This window comes from Microbacterium sp. 18062, assembly GCF_902706225.1.
Classification (GTDB): Bacteria; Actinomycetota; Actinomycetes; order Actinomycetales; family Microbacteriaceae; genus Microbacterium.
Window position 1 is genome coordinate 1 of the sequence record NZ_CACSKB010000159.1, and the last position, 612, is coordinate 612.

Annotated in this window: 1 protein-coding gene; it reads right to left on the reverse strand. The window is 58.8% G+C overall.

Annotated features, from left to right (window positions below):
- Positions 1-568: hypothetical protein (locus tag GVL03_RS22100; protein WP_200847262.1), on the reverse strand; the 568-nt coding region annotated here is incomplete at its 3' end.
- Positions 569-612: the final 44 nt, after the last annotated feature.

A 612-nucleotide genomic window follows, 5' to 3' on the forward strand; every position in this document is an offset into this window, starting at 1 on the left:
CGGGCTTTGGACTGCCTTCAACGAATTCGTCCCAAGCCGTTTTTGTCCATAGAGTTAAAGTCGATCCATGGATATTACCGACAGGATGGAAATAAAATCCCCTGGCCAGACCTGCATCCACCAGCATTTGTCCCAGTTCCTCACCGGAACCGTTAAAGCCGACACTGCGCCAGTCGTAACCCTTCGCATCCAGAGCAGCACCATAAGCCGATTCAAATTTTCTGACCCACTCGACTTTTTCGTCCTCTCTAGCTGAAGGTTGAAGCAACGACACAGCAATCCGACCCCAGCCGCTGATCGTTTCATCGCTGCGCCGGCTCGGCTGGCTCGCCGTAGCCCCCCACGCCTGGATCACGTCATCCAGCAGCGCCATCTGCGCATCCCGCGTCGACGCGGCAGCAAAGGCCTCAACCTTCGCTTGTAATACCCGCGCCGCTTCGGTTCCTAGGCTCATTGCCTCGCGCAGGTCCCGCACCCAACCGCTGCCGCCCATTTGCGGCAGAGCCGTCACCGCGGCCGTCGGCGCCGGGTTATCGGAAAACTCTCTGTAGAAGTTGTTGCTGGCCAACAGCAGGCTGCCGGATACTTCTGCTACGCCGCTCGACCCTTGGC